General features: G+C 67.8%; 20 protein-coding genes and 1 tRNA gene. 6 read left to right on the forward strand and 15 right to left on the reverse strand.

The genetic code is table 11. The features are described 5' to 3' along the window. Nucleotides 1-78 precede the first annotated feature (78 nt). Nucleotides 79-771, forward strand: a complete 693-nt coding sequence (locus TSB10GB4_RS20110; RefSeq protein ID WP_186397188.1) for a glutathione S-transferase family protein — start codon at nt 79-81, stop codon at nt 769-771. Continuing rightward, entirely contained in the window at nt 768-1955 is a 1188-nt protein-coding gene (gene queG, locus TSB10GB4_RS20115; protein ID WP_186397209.1) for a tRNA epoxyqueuosine(34) reductase QueG, read from the forward strand. Before TSB10GB4_RS20110 ends, queG begins: the two co-directional genes overlap by 4 nt. A gap of 15 nt (nt 1956-1970) precedes the next feature. Here queG and TSB10GB4_RS20120 read toward each other — a convergent pair whose 3' ends face one another. From TSB10GB4_RS20120 to TSB10GB4_RS20190, 15 genes are all read right to left on the reverse strand, one after another. Further along, nucleotides 1971-2471, reverse strand: coding sequence for an RNA pyrophosphohydrolase (locus TSB10GB4_RS20120; RefSeq protein ID WP_244570976.1), 501 nt, complete (start codon nt 2469-2471; stop codon nt 1971-1973). Between the two features lie 173 nt (nt 2472-2644). Continuing rightward, nucleotides 2645-3826 carry a divergent polysaccharide deacetylase family protein gene (locus TSB10GB4_RS20125; RefSeq protein WP_208984895.1) on the reverse strand — a complete coding sequence of 394 codons (1182 nt, stop codon included), beginning with the start codon at nt 3824-3826 and terminating at the stop codon, nt 2645-2647. Nucleotides 3827-3899: 73 nt separating this feature from the next. After that, entirely contained in the window at nt 3900-5234 is a 1335-nt protein-coding gene (locus tag TSB10GB4_RS20130; RefSeq protein ID WP_186388821.1) for a S41 family peptidase, read from the reverse strand. Then, complete coding sequence (locus TSB10GB4_RS20135; RefSeq protein WP_186388822.1) at nt 5231-6595, reverse strand: murein hydrolase activator EnvC; 1365 nt, start codon at nt 6593-6595, stop codon at nt 5231-5233. Before TSB10GB4_RS20135 ends, TSB10GB4_RS20130 begins: the two co-directional genes overlap by 4 nt. A 279-nt stretch (nt 6596-6874) precedes the next feature. After that, nucleotides 6875-7360 carry a 23S rRNA (pseudouridine(1915)-N(3))-methyltransferase RlmH gene (gene rlmH / locus TSB10GB4_RS20140; RefSeq protein ID WP_186397190.1) on the reverse strand — a complete coding sequence of 162 codons (486 nt, stop codon included), beginning with the start codon at nt 7358-7360 and terminating at the stop codon, nt 6875-6877. A 125-nt stretch (nt 7361-7485) separates the two neighbouring features. Continuing rightward, nucleotides 7486-7899 carry a ribosome silencing factor gene (gene rsfS, locus TSB10GB4_RS20145; RefSeq protein ID WP_186397191.1) on the reverse strand — a complete coding sequence of 138 codons (414 nt, stop codon included), beginning with the start codon at nt 7897-7899 and terminating at the stop codon, nt 7486-7488. Nucleotides 7900-8134: 235 nt separating this feature from the next. Then, a complete protein-coding gene (locus TSB10GB4_RS20150; RefSeq protein ID WP_186388825.1) occupies nt 8135-8743 on the reverse strand; it encodes a nicotinate-nucleotide adenylyltransferase in 609 nt (202 codons plus the stop codon). Further along, nucleotides 8744-10024, reverse strand: a complete 1281-nt coding sequence (locus TSB10GB4_RS20155) for a glutamate-5-semialdehyde dehydrogenase (RefSeq protein ID WP_186397192.1) — start codon at nt 10022-10024, stop codon at nt 8744-8746. Beyond that, on the reverse strand, nt 10017-11261 hold the full coding sequence (gene proB, locus TSB10GB4_RS20160; RefSeq protein WP_186397193.1) for a glutamate 5-kinase: 1245 nt from the start codon (nt 11259-11261) through the stop codon (nt 10017-10019). Before proB ends, TSB10GB4_RS20155 begins: the two co-directional genes overlap by 8 nt. Nucleotides 11262-11438: 177 nt before the next feature. After that, complete coding sequence (obgE, locus tag TSB10GB4_RS20165) at nt 11439-12482, reverse strand: GTPase ObgE (protein ID WP_186397194.1); 1044 nt, start codon at nt 12480-12482, stop codon at nt 11439-11441. Between the two features lie 36 nt (nt 12483-12518). Then, a complete protein-coding gene (locus TSB10GB4_RS20170; protein WP_186397195.1) occupies nt 12519-13097 on the reverse strand; it encodes a GNAT family N-acetyltransferase in 579 nt (192 codons plus the stop codon). Beyond that, nucleotides 13094-13744: a GNAT family N-acetyltransferase gene (locus tag TSB10GB4_RS20175; protein WP_186397196.1), complete on the reverse strand. Its 651-nt coding sequence runs from the start codon at nt 13742-13744 to the stop codon at nt 13094-13096. Before TSB10GB4_RS20175 ends, TSB10GB4_RS20170 begins: the two co-directional genes overlap by 4 nt. Then, nucleotides 13726-14346 carry a GNAT family N-acetyltransferase gene (locus TSB10GB4_RS20180; protein ID WP_186397197.1) on the reverse strand — a complete coding sequence of 207 codons (621 nt, stop codon included), beginning with the start codon at nt 14344-14346 and terminating at the stop codon, nt 13726-13728. Before TSB10GB4_RS20180 ends, TSB10GB4_RS20175 begins: the two co-directional genes overlap by 19 nt. 136 nt (nt 14347-14482) lie before the next feature. After that, a complete protein-coding gene (gene rpmA, locus TSB10GB4_RS20185; protein WP_186397198.1) occupies nt 14483-14752 on the reverse strand; it encodes a 50S ribosomal protein L27 in 270 nt (89 codons plus the stop codon). A gap of 46 nt (nt 14753-14798) precedes the next feature. Beyond that, complete coding sequence (locus tag TSB10GB4_RS20190) at nt 14799-15419, reverse strand: 50S ribosomal protein L21 (protein ID WP_186397199.1); 621 nt, start codon at nt 15417-15419, stop codon at nt 14799-14801. Nucleotides 15420-16081: 662 nt separating this feature from the next. Between TSB10GB4_RS20190 and TSB10GB4_RS20195 the strand changes: the two genes are divergently transcribed. The 4 genes from TSB10GB4_RS20195 (at nt 16082) to TSB10GB4_RS20210 (ending at nt 19394) form a co-directional block, all read left to right on the forward strand. Continuing rightward, nucleotides 16082-16171 (forward strand) — tRNA-Ser (locus TSB10GB4_RS20195). 491 nt (nt 16172-16662) lie between these two features. Beyond that, the gene (locus TSB10GB4_RS20200; RefSeq protein ID WP_186397200.1) at nt 16663-16917 is read left to right on the forward strand and encodes an addiction module antitoxin; all 255 of its coding nucleotides are present in this window, start codon (nt 16663-16665) and stop codon (nt 16915-16917) included. Between the two features lie 4 nt (nt 16918-16921). Continuing rightward, nucleotides 16922-17233, forward strand: a complete 312-nt coding sequence (locus TSB10GB4_RS20205) for a type II toxin-antitoxin system RelE/ParE family toxin (protein WP_186397201.1) — start codon at nt 16922-16924, stop codon at nt 17231-17233. A gap of 403 nt (nt 17234-17636) precedes the next feature. Then, nucleotides 17637-19394: a hypothetical protein gene (locus TSB10GB4_RS20210; protein WP_186397202.1), complete on the forward strand. Its 1758-nt coding sequence runs from the start codon at nt 17637-17639 to the stop codon at nt 19392-19394. Nucleotides 19395-19474: the final 80 nt, after the last annotated feature.

Here is a 19474-nt window from a genome sequence, read left to right on the forward strand (position 1 = left end):
GCTGCGGCGTATACGGGCGCCTCATGGTGCCGCCCGCTCTGCACCGTTTGATTAACCGTAACCGGTTACGATCCTCTTATGCTGACGCTCTATCGCCATCCGTTCTCGCCGCAGTCGCGTTTCGTGCAGCTTGTGCTCGCCGAATACGGCGCAAAGGTGGAGTTTGTCACCGAGCGCCCCTGGGAGCGCCGCCGCGAGTTCCTGATGCTCAATCCGGCCGGCGCCCTGCCGGTGCTGCGGGAGAATGACGGCCCGCCCGTGTGCGGCGCCTTCGCCATCATGGAATATCTCGACGAGACGCGCGGCTATGCGGTCGGCGACCGGCGGCTGATGCCGGACCATCCGGACGCACGGGCCGAGACGCGGCGGCTCGTCGACTGGGCGGTGAACAAGCTCGACAACGAGGTCATCGGCCCCTTCGTGCGCGAGCGCATCTACAAGCAGGACATGCCCTCCTCGCAGGGCGGCGGATCGCCGGATTCGGCCATCCTGCGCGCCGCGCGCGCCAATATCGGCCACCATCTGCGCTATTTCGGCTATCTTGCCGCCTCGCGCAACTGGCTGGCGGGCGAGCGGCTGACCTTCGCCGATTTCGCCGTCGCGGCGGAGCTGTCCTGCGCCGATTATCTGGGTGAGGTGCCATGGGCGGAGGAGGAAAACGTCAAGGCCTGGTACGCGCGGATGAAGTCGCGCCCGAGCTTCCGTCCGCTGCTGGCGGAGAAGATGCTGGGCATGCCGCCGGCGCCGGTCTACGCCGACCTGGACTTCTGAGCCCGCAGCAGGCGGCCCGGCTGAAGGCCGCGCTCGCTGACAAGGCGCGGGCGCTCGGCTTCGACGACATGCGCATCGCCGACGCAGCCGCACCGCCCGACATTTCCGAAAATCTCTCACGGTTCCTCGCCGCCGGCCATCACGGCTCGATGGCGTGGATGGCCGAGACGGCGGAGCGGCGCGCCGCGCCGCAGGCGCTGTGGCCGGAGGCGCGGCGGGTGATCAGCCTGGCGCTCTCCTACGCGCCCGACGACGACCCGCTGGCGACGCTTTCCGCGCGCGAACGGGCGACCATTTCCGTCTATGCCCGCAACCGCGACTATCATGACCTCATCAAGGGCCGACTCAAGGAGCTGGCGCAGCACCTTCTGGCCCAGGCCCGACGCATGGGGCTGGACGAGGGCGAGGTGAAGGTCTTCGTCGACACCGCCCCGGTGATGGAAAAGCCGCTGGCCCAGCAGGCGGGCCTGGGCTGGCAGGGCAAGCACACCAATCTCGTCTCGCGCCGGCTCGGCTCCTGGTTCTTCCTCGCCGAGATCTTCACCGATCTGGAGCTGCCGGTGGACGAGGCCGAGGTCGACCATTGCGGCTCCTGCCGCGCCTGTCTCGACGTCTGCCCGACGGCGGCGTTCCCCGCGCCCTATCGGCTCGATGCCCGCCGCTGCATCTCCTATCTCACCATCGAGAACAAGGGGCCGATCCCGCGCGCCTTCCGCGCCGCCATCGGCAACCGCATCTATGGCTGCGACGACTGCCTTGCCGCCTGTCCCTGGAACAAGTTCGCGGTCGAGGCGCGCGAGGCGCGGCTGATCGCCCGCGACGAGCTGCGCGCGCCGGCGCTCGCCGACCTGCTTGAGCTGGACGATGCGGCCTTTCGCGCGCTGTTCTCCGGCTCGCCGATCAAGCGCATCGGCCGCGACCGCTTCCTGCGCAACGTGCTGATTGCCGCCGGCAATTCGGCGACGCCGTCGCTGGTCGCAAGGGTGGAGGCGCTGCTCGGCGACGCCAGCCCGCTGGTGCGCGGCGCGGCCGTGTGGGCTTTGTCGCGCCTGCTGGCGGCGGACGCCTTCTCCCGGCTCGCCGCCTTGCGGATGGCGAGCGAGGATGACGGCGAGGTGCGCGCGGAATGGCAGGCGGGCTTGGCCGCGTGCATGGCGGGCGGGGACGACGGACACTCGTCCTGATCCGCCGGAAGGGCTCTAGCGGGTGAAGGCGGAAAACGCCTGCACGACGCCCTCATAGACGGCGCGCTTGAACGGGATGACGAGGCCGGGCAGGTCCTCCGCCCGCCGCCAGCGCCACTCGCAGAATTCCGCCTTGTGGCCGTCGGGCGGGGTCAGGATGTCGATCTCCCGCTCCTCGCCCTCGAAGCGGAAGGCGAACCATTTCTGGGTCTGGCCCTTGTAGCGGGCCTTGTGGCGGATCGACACGATCTCCGGCGGATAGTCGTAGGAGAACCAGGACGGCGCCTCGGCGATCAGCGAGATCGAGGCGATCGCGGTCTCCTCGTAGAGCTCACGGCGCGCGGCGGCGAGCGGGTCCTCGCCCGCGTCGATGCCCCCCTGCGGCATCTGCCAGCAATAGTCGGGGTCCGCGCCGCCCTCCGGCACCCGCTTGCCGGTCCACACCAGGCCCTCGGCGTTGAGCAGCATCACGCCCACACAGGGGCGATAGTCGGGCAGGGCGGTGGGGCTGAGCACGCGGCGGTCTCCTTCGGCGAGGCTGCGAGGATAGGCGAGGGTGATACGCGGGCGAGGGGTCGACGGCAAGCGGAGAGGTGTCTGATAGGCGGAAGACGGGCAGGCGGAAGACGGGCAGGCGGACGAGGGGCAGGCGGACGAGGGGCAGGCGCGCCAATGGTCGGCGCGCGGCGTTATTGGCCGACCCGGTCGATCGAGGCGCTGATCGGGATGAGCTGCAGCCCGCGCTCCTCCAGGTCGCGCGACCATTTGGCGAGTTCGTCGATGGTCACCGGCAGGGCGCTGGCAATGCCGACCGCCATGCCGCGCGCCCGCGCCGCCCCTTCCAGTTGCAGCAGCCGGGCGGTGATCTCCTTCGGCCGCGGCACGTCGTCGATGACGAGGTCGGCGTGGGAGAAGGGCGTGCGCAGCCCGCTGGCGGTCGAGGTCGCGACACTGCGCGAGGACGAGCCGTCGTCCACATACATCAGCCCGCGCCGGGTGACCTCGCCGAGCAACTGCTGCAGCGATCCCTCCGTGGCGGTGAAGCGGGCGCCCATGTAGTTCATCACGCCGACATAGTTGGAGAGCCGGCTCATCAACCAGGCGAGCCGGTCGCGCAACTCGTCGGGCGAGTGGCTGACCAGCAGCGTGTGCGGCCCCGGATCGTTGTCGGGATAGTCGAACGGCTCCATCGGCAGTTGCAGCAGGAGTTCGTGGCCGGCGCGGCGGGCCTGCTGCATCCAGCGGTCGATGCTGGAGCCGTAGGGGGCGAAGGCGAGGGTGATGTCCGGCGGCAGCCGGTCGATCGCCGCCTGGGTGCTGGTCTGCGACAGGCCGAGGCCGCCGACGACGATGGCGATCTTCGGCACCGAGGCGAAGGTCTGGCTGACCGGCCGGGCATAGATGTCGAGCGGCCGCAGCCCGGTCTCCGAGACGGTCGGCAGGCGGCCATGCGGACCCGTTTCGCTCACGCGCGCATCCGGCCGCTCCGACAGGCCCTGGCCGGCGACGAGCGCCGGAGCGGCCTCGTCCACAGGCGTGCCGGTCTCGTGTCCGGAGAGGGGCTTGGGTTCGAAACGCGGACCCAGCGTCTCGTCGCGATCCGCGACCTGTGACCCCGCCTCGCCCCGGTCGGGCAGCGAGGGGCGGATCTCCACGACGCCGAAATCGCGGGCGGTCAGGCCGTCGAGGGAGCGTTCCAGCGGGATCGAGGCGGTGGGCTCGCCGCCGAGCGGATCGTCGACCACGCCGATCCACACCAGGGCGGTCAGTGCCAGCAGGGTGATCATGCCGGCGCCGATCAGCCCGAGCGGAAGGTTGAGATATCTCTTCTTGCTCAGCCCGAGGGGAGTTGAGAGGTCATTTCCCGCCATGGTGCCTCATCCGCTTTCAAGACGGGCGGGTGCGGCCTCCCCTCCCCAGGGCGCCCGCACCCGGTCGTTGCTGTCAGTTCGGAACCGCGGCCTTCCGGTCGCCGACCGGCGGGAAGGCGCTGTTCACCTGAACGCCGTTGAGCAGGTCGAGCGCCAGCTTCAACTGGGCGTCGTCCTTGGGGTCCGGCGGCACATAGGCCTGGCTGCCGGACTCTTCCTCGCCCTCGCCCTGCAGGTGGCCGCGCAGGCCCGCCTCGCCCTTGGTCTCGGCGCCGTTGGCGCGCAGTTCCTCGGGCAGTTCCTGCAGCACCTCGATGTCCGGGGTGATGCCCTTGGCCTGGATCGAGACGCCGGACGGGGTGTAGTAGCGCGCCGTCGTCAGCCGGATCGCGCCGTTGGCGCCGAGCGGGACGATGGTCTGCACCGACCCCTTGCCGAAGGACCGGGTGCCGAGCACGGTGGCCCGGCGGTGGTCCTGCAGGGCGCCGGCGACGATCTCGGAGGCCGAGGCCGAGCCGCCGTTGATCAGCACGATCACCGGCTTGCCGTTGGCCAGGTCGCCGGAGCGGGCGTTGTAGCGCTGGGTCTCGTCGGCGTTGCGGCCGCGGGTCGAGACGATCTCGCCGCGCTGCAGGAACGCATCGGAGACGGCGATCGCCTGGTCGAGCAGGCCGCCGGGATTGTTGCGCAGGTCGAGCACGAAGCCCTTGAGCTTGCCGGAGCCGATTTTCTTGGCCAGCTCGCTCATGCCGTCCTTCAGCCCGTCATAGGTCTGCTCGTTGAACTGGGTCACGCGCAGGTAGCCGACATCGCCCTCCTCGCGGAAGCGGACGGACTTGATGCGGATGACGTCGCGGGTGATGGTCAGCTTGATCGGCTCGGCCCGGCCCTCGCGGCGGATGGTCAGCTCGATGCCGGTGTTGACCGGCCCGCGCATTTTGTCGACCGCTTCCGACAGGGTCAGGCCCTGGATCTGCTCGCCGTCGAGATGGGTGATGAAGTCGCCGGCCATGACGCCGGCCTTGTGGGCGGGCGTGTCGTCGATCGGGGTGACGACCTTGACGAGGCCGTCCTCCATCGTCACCTCGATGCCGAGGCCGCCGAACTCGCCGCGCGTCTGCACCTGCATGTCGCGGAAGTGCTTGGGCGAGAGATAGCTCGAATGCGGATCGAGCGAACTCAGCATGCCGTTGATGGCCGACTCGATCAGCGCCGCGTCGTCCGGGACCTCGACATAGTCGGAGCGCACGCGCTCGAAGACGTCGCCGAAGAGGTTGAGCTGCCGGTAGGTGTCGGAGGCGGCGGCGTTGGCCACGCCGCTGACCCGCACCGGCATCTGCGAGAGGGCGGTGATTGTCGCGCCACCGATGAGCGCACCGACCAGCAACAGGGAAGCTTTCCGAATCATCCGCGAGCCTTTTCTTCTTCGGGCCGAACCCACCAAGGCGTGGGATCGATCGAAACGCCGTCTTTCCTAAATTCCACATAGAGCACGGGTTGCGGGGCGACGAGGTCGAGGGTCGCCGCGCTTGCGACGCGCGTCTCTCCCATCGTCGCGACAGGCTCCCCTGCCAGCACGAACTGTCCCTGCTCGACATTCGTCCGGTCCATGCCGGCAAGGAGGATATGATATCCGTCGCCGGCGTTCAGGATCAAGACCTGGCCGTAGGAACGGAACGGCCCGGCATAGACGACCCATCCGTCCGCCGGGGCCACCACCTGGGCATTGGTGCGGGCGGCGATCGAGCGCCCCTGCGCCGTGCCGCCGAAACCGTCTTCCGCGCCGAAGTCCCGCAGCACCGTGCCGGAGACCGGATCGCCGAGGCGGCCCTTGGCGTCGGCGAAGGCGATGGCCGGCGCCAGCCGGCCCGGATCGCTGAACGGATCGCTCGGCCGCGGCGCCGCACGGCGCTCCGCGTCGGCCTTGCGGGCGGCGTCCGCCGCGTTGCGGGCGCTGGCGATGTCGCGTTCCAGCGCCGCGATCAAATCCTTGAGAGTGCCGGCTTCCTCGGCCAGTTGCCGCGAGCGGTCGCGCTCCTGGGCCAGTTCCGCCTCGCTTCTCTCGTGGTCGCGCTTCTTCGAGGCGACGAGCATCTCCACCCGGGTGCGCTCCTCGGCAAGGCGCTGTCCGTCGGCGACCAGCCGGTCGCGCTCGGCGGCGCTCGACACCTTGAGCTGGCGCAGCGAGGCGAGATCGCTCGCCAGCGCCTGCGCTTCCACATGCAGTTCCGGCATCACCGCGTTGAGCAGCAGGGCGCTGCGCACCGCGGCCAGCGCGTCGTGCGGCTGCACGGCGAGCGGCGGCGGCGGATGCCGGCCGATGCGCTGCAGCGCCGAGAGCACCTCGGCCAGCACGTCCTGTCGCTCGACAAGGGATGCGCGCACTGCGTCCTCGTTCTCTCCCAGGCGGCGCAAACGGTCTTCCGTCGCCGCCAGTTGTTCCTCCAGCCGGGTCACCCTCTGCGCCGTGCGCAAGAGGTCGGCGTTGAGCGCCTGCCGGTCGCGCTCGATGGCGCGGATTTCCCGGGCAAGCGCGGCCTGCCGGTCCGCCGACAGCGACAGGTCGCGGGTCAGCGTCGACAGTTCCTCCTCGCGGCGAGCCTTGCGCTCGGCCAGGCCGTCCGGTTCGGAGGCCGGATCGGCGGCGGCGGCCTGCTGCGCCGTCTCGATCTGTTCCTCGCTGGCCAGGCTCCGGCCGGACCCGTGCGGCGCAGCGGCTGCCGCGAGCGCGGCGAGACTGAGGATCAGCAGCAGATGACCTGTCCGCATGGCTCTCGGCAGTTGGTCGCATGTTCACCGTTGCGCCCGTGCGGACCGCGACGCCGGTCGTGCCGGTGCGGGATCCGCCGGACGCGGGGAGCCCGGAGGGGCTGACTATGGATGACCAGCTTGCCCCAGGGACGTTAACGAAACGTCAACCCTAACGATTGGTAAACCCACGATCCTGCCTGTCACCGCAAGCCCTAGACGAGAATTGGGGCGGAATACGGGCAGTCCCCGGCGTCAGGTAGCCCCCAACTCAGTCCCCCAACTCAGGTGCCCCCCAACTCAGGCACCCCGATGATAGGGATGGCCCGACAGGATCGTCACCGCCCGGTAGAGCTGTTCGGCGGCCAGCGCCCGCACGATCTGGTGCGGCCAGGTCATCCGGCCGAAGGCCAGCCTGAGACGCGCGGCCTCCAGCAGCGCCTCGCCGTGCCCGTCCGGGCCGCCGATCGCCAGCGCCAGGTCGGCGGTGCCGGCGTCGCGCAGCTTCGCCAGGTCCTCGGCGAAGGCTTCGCTGGTCATGTCGCGGCCGGTCTCGTCGAGGCAGAGGATCGCCGCGCCCGCCGGCAGGGCGGCCAGCAGCGCACGCGCCTCTTCCGCTTTGCGGTCCTGGGCGCGGGGGCTGCGCGACTCGGGCAGTTCGATCACCGACAGCGGACCGAGCGACACGCTCCGCCCGGCCTTGTCGATGCGCGCGCCGTAGCGGCCCATCAACTCGCGCTCCGGGCCGGCCTTCATGCGGCCGATACAGGCGATGTGCAGGCGCATGGGCGAGCCGGGACTTTCTGCTTTTGGATCGGTCTTGAGGGGGCGGCAGGCGGCCAAAACCTCTCGTCCCGCCAGCGCTGGGCCCAGCGGGCTGCGGCCCTCGTCGTCTCCTCGCTCCGCCGGCGTCAGCCGGCGTAGTGCACCGGTGCGCTCACGTCGTCGACGGACCACAGCTTCTCGATATTGTAGAAGGCGCGGACCTCGGGGCGGAACACATGGACGATCACGTCGCCCGCATCGATGAGCACCCAGTCGCACTGGGGCACGCCTTCGATCTGGGCGTTGCCATGGCCGGCATCCTTCAGGTCGCGCAGCAGGTGATCGGCGATGGCGCCGACATGCCTGTGCGAACGGCCGGAAGCGACGATGACCTGGTCGGCCATCGGCGATTTGCCGGTGATGTCGATGGTGACGATGTCCTCAGCCTTGGAATCGGCCAGCGAGGCGAGGACGCTCTCGAGCAGGTCCGCACGCTGCTGCGTGCCGGCTGCTGCGGGGTGAGGGGCGGTGGAAGCCGTCGCCTCGGTGTCGAAGGTCATACTCAGACGGATTGCCTTTCATCCGGTTCGTCCGGCCGCGCGCCCGGCCTGCACCGCAAGGTGCATCCATGGGCTGCGGCCTGATGGATAGTGACGTGCTGCCTGCGGCAGGCGTCCGTTATCCGGCCTTGTACGCCGAAACGCGGTACGGCGCGACTCTTCCGGCGCAGGAAAAGAGTGGCCCTCGTTGGTGGCGTTTTCAAGACACTGTTGCGATCTTGCCGAACGGAACCTTTCACCGTGCTTTCGCATCGGCGCGCAGGCGGGTCGAGGAGGAGGCGTCGCGCGGCCCGGTCAGGAAGGTCCAGGCCGGCGGCGCCAGGCCCGGCAGAAGCCGCGCGTCGGCCTCGTCGAGACGGCAGCCGGCAAAGCTCTGCGCCGCCGGCGAGGCGAGTGCGGGCAGCGTCGCCCCCGGCCGGTCGACCACGGCGATCGGCACGCGCGCGAAAATGCCGCGCCAGTCCTGCCAGCGGTGGAAGCTGGCGAGGTTGTCCGCTCCCATCACCCAGACGAAGTTGAGCCGTGGCCGCATCCGCGTCAGCAGCGCCAGCGTGCGGGCGCTGTAGGGCGTGCCGAGCTGCGCCTCCAGCGCCGTCACCGCCATGCGCGGATGCCGGGCGAGCGCCTCGACCGCGTCGAGCCGCTGCCCCAGCGGCGCCAGGTCGGCATGGTCCTTCAGCGGATTGCCGGGCGTCACCAGCCACCACAGCCGGTCGAGCCCGAGCCGAGCAAGCGCGATGTCGGCGACCAGCCGGTGGCCGGAATGCGGCGGATTGAACGATCCCCCGAACAGGCCGATACGGTTGCCCGGCTCGGCATGCGGGATGGCGAGCCGAGGGTCCATTCAGGGGCGCACCTGCCCGGTGCCGTGGACCCGGTACTTGAAGCTCGTCAGTTGCTCGACGCCGACCGGCCCGCGCGCATGCATGCGCCCCGTAGCGATGCCGATCTCCGCGCCCATGCCGAACTCGCCGCCATCGGCGAACTGGGTCGAGGCATTGTGGGTGAGGATCGCCGAATCCACCTCGGCGAAGAACCGCGCCACCGCCTGCGGGTCCTCGGCGATGATGCCGTCGGTGTGATGCGAGCCGTAAGTCTCGATATGCTCGATCGCCGCCTCCAGCCCGTCGACCACCCGCACCGACAGGATCGCGTCGAGATATTCGGTGCGCCAGTCGTCCTCGGTCGCCGCGCGTGCCTGCGGCACGGCGGCGCGCACGTCCGCATCGCCGCGGATCTCGCAGCCCGCCTCGATCAGCGCGTTGCAGACCGGCACCAGCAGCGTCTCCGCCACCGCCCGGTCGATCAGCAGCGTTTCCATCGCCCCGCAGATGCCGGTGCGGCGCATCTTGGCGTTGACCGCGATCTTCAGCGCCATCTCGGGATCGGCGCTGCGGTCGATGAAGATATGGCAGAGGCCTTCCAGATGCGCGAAGACCGGCACCCGCGCCTCCTGCTGCACCCGCGCGACGAGGCTCTTGCCGCCGCGCGGCACGATCACGTCGAGCGTGCCGTCGAGCCCGGCCAGCATCTCGCCGACGGCGGCCCGGTCGGTCACCGGCACCACCTGGATCGCCGCTTCCGGCAGACCGGCACGGGCGAGCCCGCGCGCCAGCGCGGCATGGATGGCGAGATTCGAGCGGATCGTGTCGGAGCCGCCGCGCAGGATCACCGCATTGCCGGCCTTCAGGCACAGCGCCCCGGCATCAGCCGTCACGTTGGGCCGGCTCTCATAGATCACGCCGATGACGCCGAGCGGCGTGCGCACGCGCTCGATCTGCAGCCCGTTCGGCCGGTCCCAGGCGGCGATCACCGCGCCGACGGGATCGTCCAGCGCCGCCACCGCCTCGATGCCGGCGGCAATCGCCTCGACGCGCTCGCCCGTCAGCGTGCCGCGGTCGAGATAGGCGGCGGTCTGGCCGCCTTCCGTCATCGCGGCGATGTCCTGCGCATTCGCGGCCAGGATCTCGGCGGTTGAAGCACGCACCTCTTCGGCCATCGCCGCAAGGGCGGCATTCTTCGTCGCCGTATCCGCCGTCGCCAGCCGGCGCGAGGCCGCGCGGGCGTCCAGGCCCATCTGTCGCATCAGCGCCGCGATATCGGTCTTCGCCACTCGTTCAAGCATCGCTGCCGCCTCCCGTCACCGTCTCTCCGGTCTGCCCGCTTAGCACGAGATCGTCCCGGTGCACCATCTCCGCGCGGCCCGCATAGCCGAGGATCGCCTCGATCTCGCGGCTGTTGCGGCCAAGGATCAGCCCCGCCTCCGGATGGTCGTAGGCGACCAGCCCGCGGCCGATGTCGCGTCCGTCCGGGGCGACCAGCCGCACCGCGTCGCCGCGGTGGAAGTCGCCCTCCACCCGGCGGATGCCGGCCGGCAGCAGGCTGCGGCCCGAGACCACTGCCCGGATCGCGCCGGCATCCAGATGCAGCGCGCCGCGCGGTTCCAGATGGCCGCCGATCCAGGCCTTGCGGGCGCTGGCGGGTGTTGATCTTGCGAGAAACCAGGTCGCCCGGCCACCCGCTTCCAGATGCGCCAGCGGGTTCATCCGCTTGCCGCTGGCGATCGCCATCGCCGTGCCGGCGGAGGTGGCGATCTTCGCCGCGTCGATCTTGGTGCGCATGCCGCCGCGCGACAGTTCGGAGCCGGCCGCGCCCGCCATCTGCTCGATCTCGGCGGTGATCGCTGCGACTTCCGGCAGGAACACCGCATCCGGATTGCTGGCGGGCGGCGCGGTATAGAGCCCGTCGACATCGGACAAGAGCACCAGGCAGTCGGCGCTGGCCATGGTGGCGACGCGCGCCGCCAGCCGGTCATTGTCGCCGTAGCGGATCTCGGAGGTGGCGACCGTGTCGTTCTCGTTGACGATGGGCACGGCGCCGAGCTTCAGCAGCGTGCCCAGCGTCTCGCGGGCGTTGAGATAGCGCCGCCGCTCCTCGGTGTCGCCGAGCGTCAGCAGCACCTGGCCGGCGGTCAGCCCGCGCGCGCCGAGCGCTTCCGCATAGGCCTGGGCCAGCGCCACCTGGCCGACCGAGGCGGCGGCCTGCGCCTGTTCGAGCTTGAGCGGCCCGCGCGGCAGCTTCAACACGCCGCGCCCCAGCGCGATGGCGCCGGAGGAGACGACGATAAGCTCCGTGCCGGCGCGCGCCAGCATGGCGAGATCGTCGGCCAGCGCCTCGAGCCAGTCGCGCTTCAGCCTGCCGTCCTCGACGAGCAGGGCCGAGCCGATCTTGACGACGAGGCGGCGGTGGGAGGACAGGCGGCCGGCGCGTGCGCCGGCGCCCGTCTCGGCATCGGCACACGTTGCGGTGCCTGCCTCGCCAGGGGTCGAGGGAGCCAGCGACTCGGAGAGGGGGGTGGACATCGGGTGTGGTCCGTCAGGTCGGGTGCGCGGCCCGTTCGGCTCCGCGCGGAAGACAGGGGAGGGTGGGGCGGAGCGCCCTTGCGCGCCCGCTCATACGCTCCCGGTCATGGTCGGCCCATCACGGCCCCTCCGTTGCGGCCCGGATCTGTCCAGGCCTGGGTTCTGTCTTCGGCGCCTTTAAGGGCGCCAGGACTCGCTCGGCACCTGCGGCACCGTGTTCGCCTCGTCCTCGCGGTCGCGGTCGATGGCGCGGCGGATCATCCGCAGCGCCCGCTCGACATTCTCGCCGCTCGCCGAGGACAAGAGCAGCGGCTTCTGGCCGCAGGCCTCCTCCAGCAGGGCGGCCCGCTCCGCGCGGGTCTCCTCGTCGAGCGCGTCGACCTTCGACAGTGCCACCACTTCCGGCTTCTCGTCGAGCCCGGCGCCATAGGCGGCAAGCTCCCCGCGCACCACCCGGTAGGCCTCGCCCGGGTCGTCCTGGGTGCCGTCGACCAGATGCAGCAGCGCCCGGGTGCGCTCGACATGGCCGAGGAACCGGTCGCCGAGGCCGATGCCCTCGTGCGCACCCTCGATCAGGCCGGGAATGTCGGCCAGCACGAAGCCGTTGCCGTCGATCTCGACGACGCCGAGATTGGGATGCAGCGTGGTGAAGGGATAGTCGGCGATCTTCGGCCGCGCCGCCGAAACGGTGGCGAGAAAGGTCGACTTGCCGGCATTCGGCATGCCGACGAGGCCGGCATCGGCGATCAGCTTCAGCCGCAGCCAGATCCACTTCTCCTCGCCCTCCAGGCCGGGATTGGCATGGCGCGGCGCCTGATTGGTGGAGGACTTGAAATGCGCGTTGCCGAAGCCGCCATTGCCGCCTTTGAGCAGCAGCAGCCGTTCGCCGACGCGGGTCATGTCGGCCAGCACCGTCTCGTTGTCCTCTTCCAGGATCTCCGTGCCCACCGGCACCCGCAGCACCACGTCGTCGCCCTTGGCGCCGGTGCGGTTGCGGCCCATGCCGTGCATGCCGGTCTTGGCCTTGAAATGCTGGGCGAAGCGGAAGTCGATCAGCGTGTTCAGCCCGTCGACGCATTCGATGAAGACATCGCCGCCGCGCCCGCCGTCGCCGCCGTCCGGGCCGCCGAACTCGATGAATTTCTCCCGCCGGAACGAGACGGCGCCCGCGCCGCCGTCGCCGGAGCGGACATAGATCTTGGCCTGGTCGAGGAACTTCATGCGTCGCGTCTTTCTGCTGGCCCGTCGGGCCGGTCGTCAGGCCTGTACCGGGGCATGTCCCCGGTTCCGGGTCTCGTATGTTGTGCGGTCGAGCCGGTAGCGCCGCGCCGGCCGGCTTGTGCCGCAGGCAAGGCTCGCGCAGTCCGTCTCGCCGATGTCGCGGAAGCCGAGCTTTGTCAGCACGTTCCGCGAGGCGGTATTCTCTGTCATGGCGCGGGCTTCCACGGCCTGCGCCTTGCTCGCCCCGAAAGTCCAGGCTCCCCCGAAAATCCAGGCAAGCGCGGTGCCGGCGGCCTCGCTCATATAGCCGTGACCCCAATAGGGCCGGCCAAGCCAATAGCCGATCACCGGCGTTTCGTCCAATCCGCGCAGCGACAGCGCCCCGATGAAGCCGCTGCCGTCGTCGATGGCGAATTCGAGTTTTGCCGGATCGCGGCCGATCCCGGCAAGCCAGACCTCGCCGTCCGCGCGCGAATAGGGATGCGGCATGCGCTCCAGCATCCGCGCGATCTCGGCATCGTTCGCAAGGCTTGCCAGCCGGTCGAGATCGGCAGGTTCCGGCGCGCGCAGGGTCAGCCGCGCGCTCCTCAGCACGGGATGGGCGAGCGCGCTCATACCGCCGCCGCCTCCATCCGCGCGCCGGCGCCGACCTCGGCACCGCTCCAGTTCCCGCGCTCCAGCCGCAGCACCACGTTCTCCACCTCGTGTCCCAGCGCCAGCGAGGTCCGCATCGTCCGCCCGGTCTCGCGAAAGCCGAGGCGGGACAGCACCTTGAGCGAGGCGGCATTGTCGGCGAAGGCCCGCGCTGCCATCGCCTGGCAGCCATGGGCGGCAAAGCCCCAGCCGAGCGCGGCCGCTGCCGCCTCGCTGGCATAGCCGAAGCCCTGGAACGGCCGGCCGATCCAGTAGCCGATCGAGGGGCAGTCCGGATGCTCGGCAAGATCCCCCGGCGCCTTGATGGCGACGAGGCCGATCAGGACGCCGCCCAGCGTGATGGCGAAGGCCGCCTCGCCGCTGAGCGGATCCGTGTCGATGGCAGCGGCGATGAACTCCGCCGCTGCCCCGTCCTTCGGCGGCCAGGGCATGCCGGTCAGCCAGCGCACCACGTCGTGGTCGCGGCTGCACAGCCTATCGATGGCTTCCGCGTCGCCCGTCTCCAGCGGCCGCAGCACCAGCCGCCGGGTGGCGATCCGGTCGCTCAGGCGGTCGCCGATCCCGCGATGATCGCTCTGGCGCCCCTCATTCAGGCGGAGGTCAGGCATGTCATCCGCCCCCACTGCTTGAGGGCGCGCCAGGTGCTGCGGTCGATGGCGAAACGGTCGACCGAGACCGGCCCGCCGGCGCCGCGCGAATGCAGCATCCCCTGTTCGACGAACTGGAAGCCGCACTTGACCAGCACCCGCCGCGAGGCCGGGTTGGTGACGCGGGCCGCCGCCGCCAGCCGGTCGATGCCGGGCAGGGTGAAGACGTGGTCGACCACCGACTGCGCCGCCTCGGTGGCATAGCCCTGACCCCAGAACGGCTCGCCGACCCAGTAGCCCAGATGCACAGGCCCGCCCTCGTCGAGCGCGCCATAGCCGATGGCGCCGATGACGCGGCCCGTCGACTTCAGGCGGATGGCGAACTTGGCCCGCGTTGCCGTCCGGTTCGCCGAAAGGGCGATGAGGTTTCGCCCGTCGACGACGGTGAAGGGGTGGGGCATCGATGCCACCATCGTGGCGATGCGGCGGTTATTGGCGAGAAAGACGAGGTCGGCGAGGTCGTCGTGACGCAGCGCGTCCAGCCGCAGCCTCGCGGTTTCCTGCGGCCCGGCGGCCGCGACCAGACTTTCTTCTTCCAGGCTCTCTTCGAGATCCGCAACCATGGTGTCCTCCGGCAGTGCGACGAAAGAAAGAAAAGGGGAGATGGCGGCCCATCTCCCCTGATCGTCGCGATCATGCCGGTTTGCTCAAACCGCCGGGTCGATGGGACGCCGGCGGTTCGAACCAAACACGTCGGCGTTACTCTGCTGCGTCTACGAGTGGCATCACGTTGATAAACGTGCGTTTGTTGGCTTTGTTCTGGAACGTTACCGTTCCCTCGACGACGGCGAAGATCGTGTGATCCTTGCCCATGCCGACACCCGTGCCCGGATGCCACTTCGTGCCGCGCTGGCGCGCGATAATATTGCCCGGGACGACTGCCTCGCCGCCGAACTTCTTGATGCCCAGGCGTCGGCCCGCGGAATCGCGGCCGTTACGGGACGAGCCACCTGCCTTTTTATGTGCCATGACGAAACTCCTCGTCGAACCTTAGATCAGACCTCAGCGGCGGCAATCAGTTGCCGGCCAGATCCGTTGCCTGCTGGACCCAGTTGTCGCGCTCGATGCGGCCCTTGAAGGACAGGGCTTCGTCGACGCGGGCGATGTCTTCCGCGGTGAAGGCGGCGACCTGGGCGTAGGTCGTGATGCCCATCGCGTTCAGCTTCTTCTCCAGCACGGGGCCGACACCGGAGATCTTCTTCAGATCGTCGGCGGGCGCATCCGGCGCGGTGAACAGGACCGGCAGATCGCCCTCAGCGCCTGCGTCCTCGGCCTTCTCCGCCTTCGGGGCAGCGGCCTTCTTCTTGGTCGCCGGCTTGGCGCCACCGGTCAGGATGTCGGTGATCTTGACCAGCGTGAAGCTCTGGCGGTGGCCGTTGCGGCGACGCGAGTTCTGCCGGCGGCGCTTCTTGAAGATGATGATCTTGCGGTGGCGGGCCTGGTCGACGACTTCGCCGACGACGCTCGCACCCTCGACCAGGGGCGCGCCGATCATGGTGGCGGTCTCGCCGCCGACCATCAGCACGTCCTCGAAAGTCACGGTCTCACCCGCCTCGGCCGAGAGCTTCTCGACCTTGAGCAGGTCGTCCTGGGCGACGCGGTACTGCTTGCCGCCCGTCTTGATCACTGCGAACATGTCTCGCACGTCCTTCTTTTCGTTTTGCTCGCCGGCCGGCCTTTGTGGCCTGCCGGGCTTCGTCATCCTGCCCTTCGGCGTCCCGGCGGGCCATGCGGCCCTTGCGGGAACTTGACGAGGACACGGCCTGCAGGAGGCGTCGTGCCTCTCTTGAAACCGTCCCTGCCGGCGCGTCGGGCGCATGCCCGTCAAAGCCTGGCGGAATGGTCTGCCGGACCCCCGGAAAGCCGCAGTCAGGCCCTGTTTTTCAAGGCGGTGGCTGGGGTTGCGGGGAGCGGCGGAGAGCCTCGGGCAACGGAGGGGCCTTTTCGGGCCCTTTGCGAAGCAGCGCGACTATACGGATCGGCGATGCAAAGTCAACGCTTGCCCGCGCGGTTTTGTGCGGCTTGCGCGGCGCGGTTGCGCTTTTGTGACAGGGGCGCTGTGACGGGGCCGCTGCGACGGGGGCCGCTGTGACAGGGGCGCTGCGACGGGACGCCCGCCCGCCGCGCCGATGCGTCCGGGGCATCCCACCGCCGGCCGCGACCTGGTGGCGGGACGAGGCGCCCGCCCGCCGCACCCCTCATCGTCCGCAATGGGGAAAGTTGCAAGACGCCTCTTGTGCCGTCCGCCGCACTTCGCTATGTACCGTCGCACTTTGAGACCACGACATCTCATATAGCGGAGAGGTGCCGGAGTGGTTGAACGGGGCGGTCTCGAAAACCGTTGAGCGCGCAAGCGTTCCGAGGGTTCGAATCCCTCTCTCTCCGCCATTATCTCGCGCTGTCGCCCTTCGGGCTTCGCTCCAGTCGGGGCCTCGCATGAGTTCGGACGGCCCTTGGCCTTGCGAACCCTGCGGGTTCGAAATGTCTGCGCGATGCTTCGCCATTCTCTTGATCTCGCGCCAACTCGCTTCGCTCGCGGCTCCGATGGGGCGGTCTGACCGGCCGGTCGCGCTGTCGCCCGCTGGGCTCCGAGTTCGGACTTCGTCCTTTCTCTCCTCCATTCTCTGACTTCGCGCTGTCGCCCTTGGCCTGCCGCCAAGGTTTATCCGGTTCTGAGTTCGTTTCCGGGCGCGAGAACCTCATGGTGGCCACCACGCTGGTGGTCGCGAGACGCGCCATCGCAGAGCTTCTTGAGAAGGTGCGGCGACTGCACCGCCGCAGCGGCCGCCGACTTTGCCCAAGGGCAGGGCATTCTGTGCCATTGTGGCGTGTGCGTTTTTGGTTATATTGAATACAAGCCCCATGAGAGGATGATCGCCATGTCCCGCACGACCACGATGACCGTTCGCCTCAGCGGCCCGCTCAGCGATTTCGTCGCCGCGAATGTGGGCGAGCACGGATCCTACGAGAATATCAGCGAATACATCCGCGACCTGATCCGCCGCGACAAGGAGCGTGTCGAGCGCGAGGCTTTCGACCGGCTGAAGGCTGAGTTGACCCATGCCTTTGCCGCGCCGGAGTCGTCGTACCAGTCGCTCACTGCGGCCGAGGTGATCGCCCGGAACCGGACCTGACCGGATGGCCGTCCGCGTTCAGGAGGCAGCGTCGCTGCGCCTCGACGACATCTACCGCTACACAAGGGATCGATGGGGGCGCGACCAGGCCGATCGCTATATCGCCGGCATGTTCGCGGCCTTCGAGAAGATCGAGTCTCGGGGCGTCGGTTCGGTGCCCATACCGGCCGAGTTCGGTGTCGACGGGTATGTCTTTCGCTACGAACACCATTTCGTCTACTGGCGCAGGCTCTCCAACGGCGACATCGGCATCGTGACGATCCTGCACGAGCGGATGCACGCTATCGACCGCTTCCGGGAGGATTTCGGGGTGTGAGGCTTTCCGTCTGAACATCGTCGATGACGTCACCCGCGAATGCCTGGCCGCCATCCCCGACACGTCGAGTTCCGGTCGTCGGATGGCCCGTGATCTGTGGAGGAGTTGAAGGACGTTACTGAGCTCCTGACGCTCAAACGCCCTCGCAAGGCCGCCGCCTGATCAAGACCAGGACCCGCGTTCCTCGCATCCCGCCTGCTCTGATCCGCAGGACGAATGACCGCTCACGACGTCAATGCGGACGGTAGCAGCCCGCGCTTGTGGTGACTGCTTTTGACCCAAAGCAGACAGCCGACGAGACCAAGTGACGTTGGTTGGCGCTCCGTGCTGTCTCGACCACACTTCGAACTTGATGATATGCTTTTACTTTACAGTAGCATTAAGCAAATCGGATTTATCAGTTATGACTGATCTCGGACAATCAATACCTGGCTACAGCGTCACCAAGCTTCCGATACCCGATGAGTTGGCAGGGACGGAGGAATGGACTTACGATCAGTGGCGCGCCGAATTCACAGTCTCACGCGAGTCCCTTACAGCCTTCTTTGCGGGCCGCGATCCCCTCATTGTCCTTGCCCGAACGGCACTTCAATATCTCATGCAAGGAGTAGGAGGAACAGGGAACCTCTCCCAAGTGCGGCCACTTGAGCAGGTGGAGTTGGAAATAGCCCAAGCGTTCGTGCTGATGACGGAGGCACCATTCAAGGCGGTGCCAACATCGCCAGGAAACTTTGTTCGGTACTGGGCACTTATGAGCCGCCATATCCACGGCTTCATCCGCAAGCAGCCAGAGACGCCGGGCGAATCCGAACTCTCGGCTGCGGTTCGTCGAGGCGCGCGTCTTCAGACCCTCTATTACCGCAACTTGTTCAGCCGGCAAGATTGCGAAAGCACAATATTGGCGGTGTTGTCCAAGCTCGATCAACAGTCCGAAGCGGCTCTCGGCTACCGCCTTTCTGAGCTTTTCGCATCTACGGTCAAGCTAGCAACACTAGTCGAAGGGCGCGTTCGCGTTTTTGGCGGCCATTTGAACGACCTGTTGTACTCGCCTCACCGCGAGAAGGTGGAGGCTGCAATTGAGTTCTTTAGATCGAGTTATCCCGTAGCTGGTCGAGCGTGGCGATACGGAGAGACTCGATTTGAGGATTTGGAACAGCTCCGCCTCGCGGGGTTCCAAATGTCGGAGTTGTCATGGCCAACGGCGTTTACGTTCGACCGCGCGACACTCGCAGAGCAATTCCCTGCAGCCATAGTAGACGCACTCTATGATATGTCGTTGGCACCGGGAGAACTCAAGGACACCAACCCCGAGCACATCTATCTAAATAATCCAATCTGGAAGAAGCCATACATCCGCCTGGCGGACGGCAGCTTGTTCGCGGCCCTTCCGCAACTCGTTTTCTCTTTTCCATTTGCAATTGTGGAAGGGCTTATGGTCGGCCACAAGAAACTTGAAGTGGCTTATGAGGATGCTAGGGCAGACCATCTCGAGCAAGCGATTGCGGCGCTGTTATCGACCGCGATGCCCTCTGCTATCATCTATCGGGGCGTTGTTTGGGATGACCCTAATACCGACAAGACCTGGGAAAACGACGTTGTAGCGCTGCTAGGGAACTTCATCTTCGTTTTCGAAGCCAAGTCCGGTCGCATCAAGGATGCGGCACGTCGCGGTGGCGACCTTAGCTTGCGGAAAAACTTCAAAGAACTCTTTGTGGAGCCTGGGGAGCAGGGTTGGCGACTGCAGAACTTTCTCGACACCTGCCGACAAACTGCCTCTTTCCGACTCAAATCGGACAACAGCACTCTCGATTTTCAGCTCGACCGACCCAAGGTGGTTTTCCGGTACAGTGTATGCTTCGAGCACTTCGCCAATCTGACCAGCGCCAGACACTATCTGACGAGTCTGGGTCTTATTGGCTCTGACACAGCGTGGGCTCCGGTGCTATCGCTGGGAGAGCTTCATATGATTTGCCGCTATTTGGACACCGAACTCGCGGTGCAGCACTACCTGACGCGAAGGAGCAGTATCGATGACCTGATCGAGTTCGAAGGCGACGAACAAGACATACTGTCACTCTATCTTACAAACGGCCTCTATCTCGATCGAACAGAGCTAGGGTCCGGACCCATAAAAGGGGTTCCTCTGACGGCGGGATTGTGATTCAGGGTCTCTGAGGGGGACCCGTCATGGATCGCGACTATTTCTGGCTCAGCGATGAGCAGTTTGGGCTGCTTGAACCG

This window comes from Stappia sp. TSB10GB4, from assembly GCF_900185745.1.
GTDB lineage: Bacteria > Pseudomonadota > Alphaproteobacteria > Rhizobiales > Stappiaceae > Stappia.

Coding starts and splice junctions, on each gene's coding strand:
- rpmA (WP_186397198.1), bottom strand. CDS start 14,752: ATGGCACATAAAAAGGCAGGTGGCTCGTCCCGTAACGGCCGCGATTCC.
- TSB10GB4_RS20135 (WP_186388822.1), bottom strand. CDS start 6,595: ATGCGGACAGGTCATCTGCTGCTGATCCTCAGTCTCGCCGCGCTCGCG.
- TSB10GB4_RS20130 (WP_186388821.1), bottom strand. CDS start 5,234: ATGATTCGGAAAGCTTCCCTGTTGCTGGTCGGTGCGCTCATCGGTGGC.
- TSB10GB4_RS20170 (WP_186397195.1), bottom strand. CDS start 13,097: ATGAGCGCGCTCGCCCATCCCGTGCTGAGGAGCGCGCGGCTGACCCTG.
- proB (WP_186397193.1), bottom strand. CDS start 11,261: ATGTCCACCCCCCTCTCCGAGTCGCTGGCTCCCTCGACCCCTGGCGAG.
- TSB10GB4_RS20150 (WP_186388825.1), bottom strand. CDS start 8,743: ATGGACCCTCGGCTCGCCATCCCGCATGCCGAGCCGGGCAACCGTATC.
- rsfS (WP_186397191.1), bottom strand. CDS start 7,899: ATGACCTTCGACACCGAGGCGACGGCTTCCACCGCCCCTCACCCCGCA.
- TSB10GB4_RS20190 (WP_186397199.1), bottom strand. CDS start 15,419: ATGTTCGCAGTGATCAAGACGGGCGGCAAGCAGTACCGCGTCGCCCAG.
- TSB10GB4_RS20205 (WP_186397201.1), top strand. CDS start 16,922: ATGGCCGTCCGCGTTCAGGAGGCAGCGTCGCTGCGCCTCGACGACATC.
- obgE (WP_186397194.1), bottom strand. CDS start 12,482: ATGAAGTTCCTCGACCAGGCCAAGATCTATGTCCGCTCCGGCGACGGC.
- TSB10GB4_RS20210 (WP_186397202.1), top strand. CDS start 17,637: ATGACTGATCTCGGACAATCAATACCTGGCTACAGCGTCACCAAGCTT.
- TSB10GB4_RS20200 (WP_186397200.1), top strand. CDS start 16,663: ATGTCCCGCACGACCACGATGACCGTTCGCCTCAGCGGCCCGCTCAGC.
- TSB10GB4_RS20155 (WP_186397192.1), bottom strand. CDS start 10,024: ATGCTTGAACGAGTGGCGAAGACCGATATCGCGGCGCTGATGCGACAG.
- rlmH (WP_186397190.1), bottom strand. CDS start 7,360: ATGCGCCTGCACATCGCCTGTATCGGCCGCATGAAGGCCGGCCCGGAG.
- TSB10GB4_RS20180 (WP_186397197.1), bottom strand. CDS start 14,346: ATGGTTGCGGATCTCGAAGAGAGCCTGGAAGAAGAAAGTCTGGTCGCG.
- TSB10GB4_RS20125 (WP_208984895.1), bottom strand. CDS start 3,826: ATGGCGGGAAATGACCTCTCAACTCCCCTCGGGCTGAGCAAGAAGAGA.
- TSB10GB4_RS20175 (WP_186397196.1), bottom strand. CDS start 13,744: ATGCCTGACCTCCGCCTGAATGAGGGGCGCCAGAGCGATCATCGCGGG.
- TSB10GB4_RS20110 (WP_186397188.1), top strand. CDS start 79: ATGCTGACGCTCTATCGCCATCCGTTCTCGCCGCAGTCGCGTTTCGTG.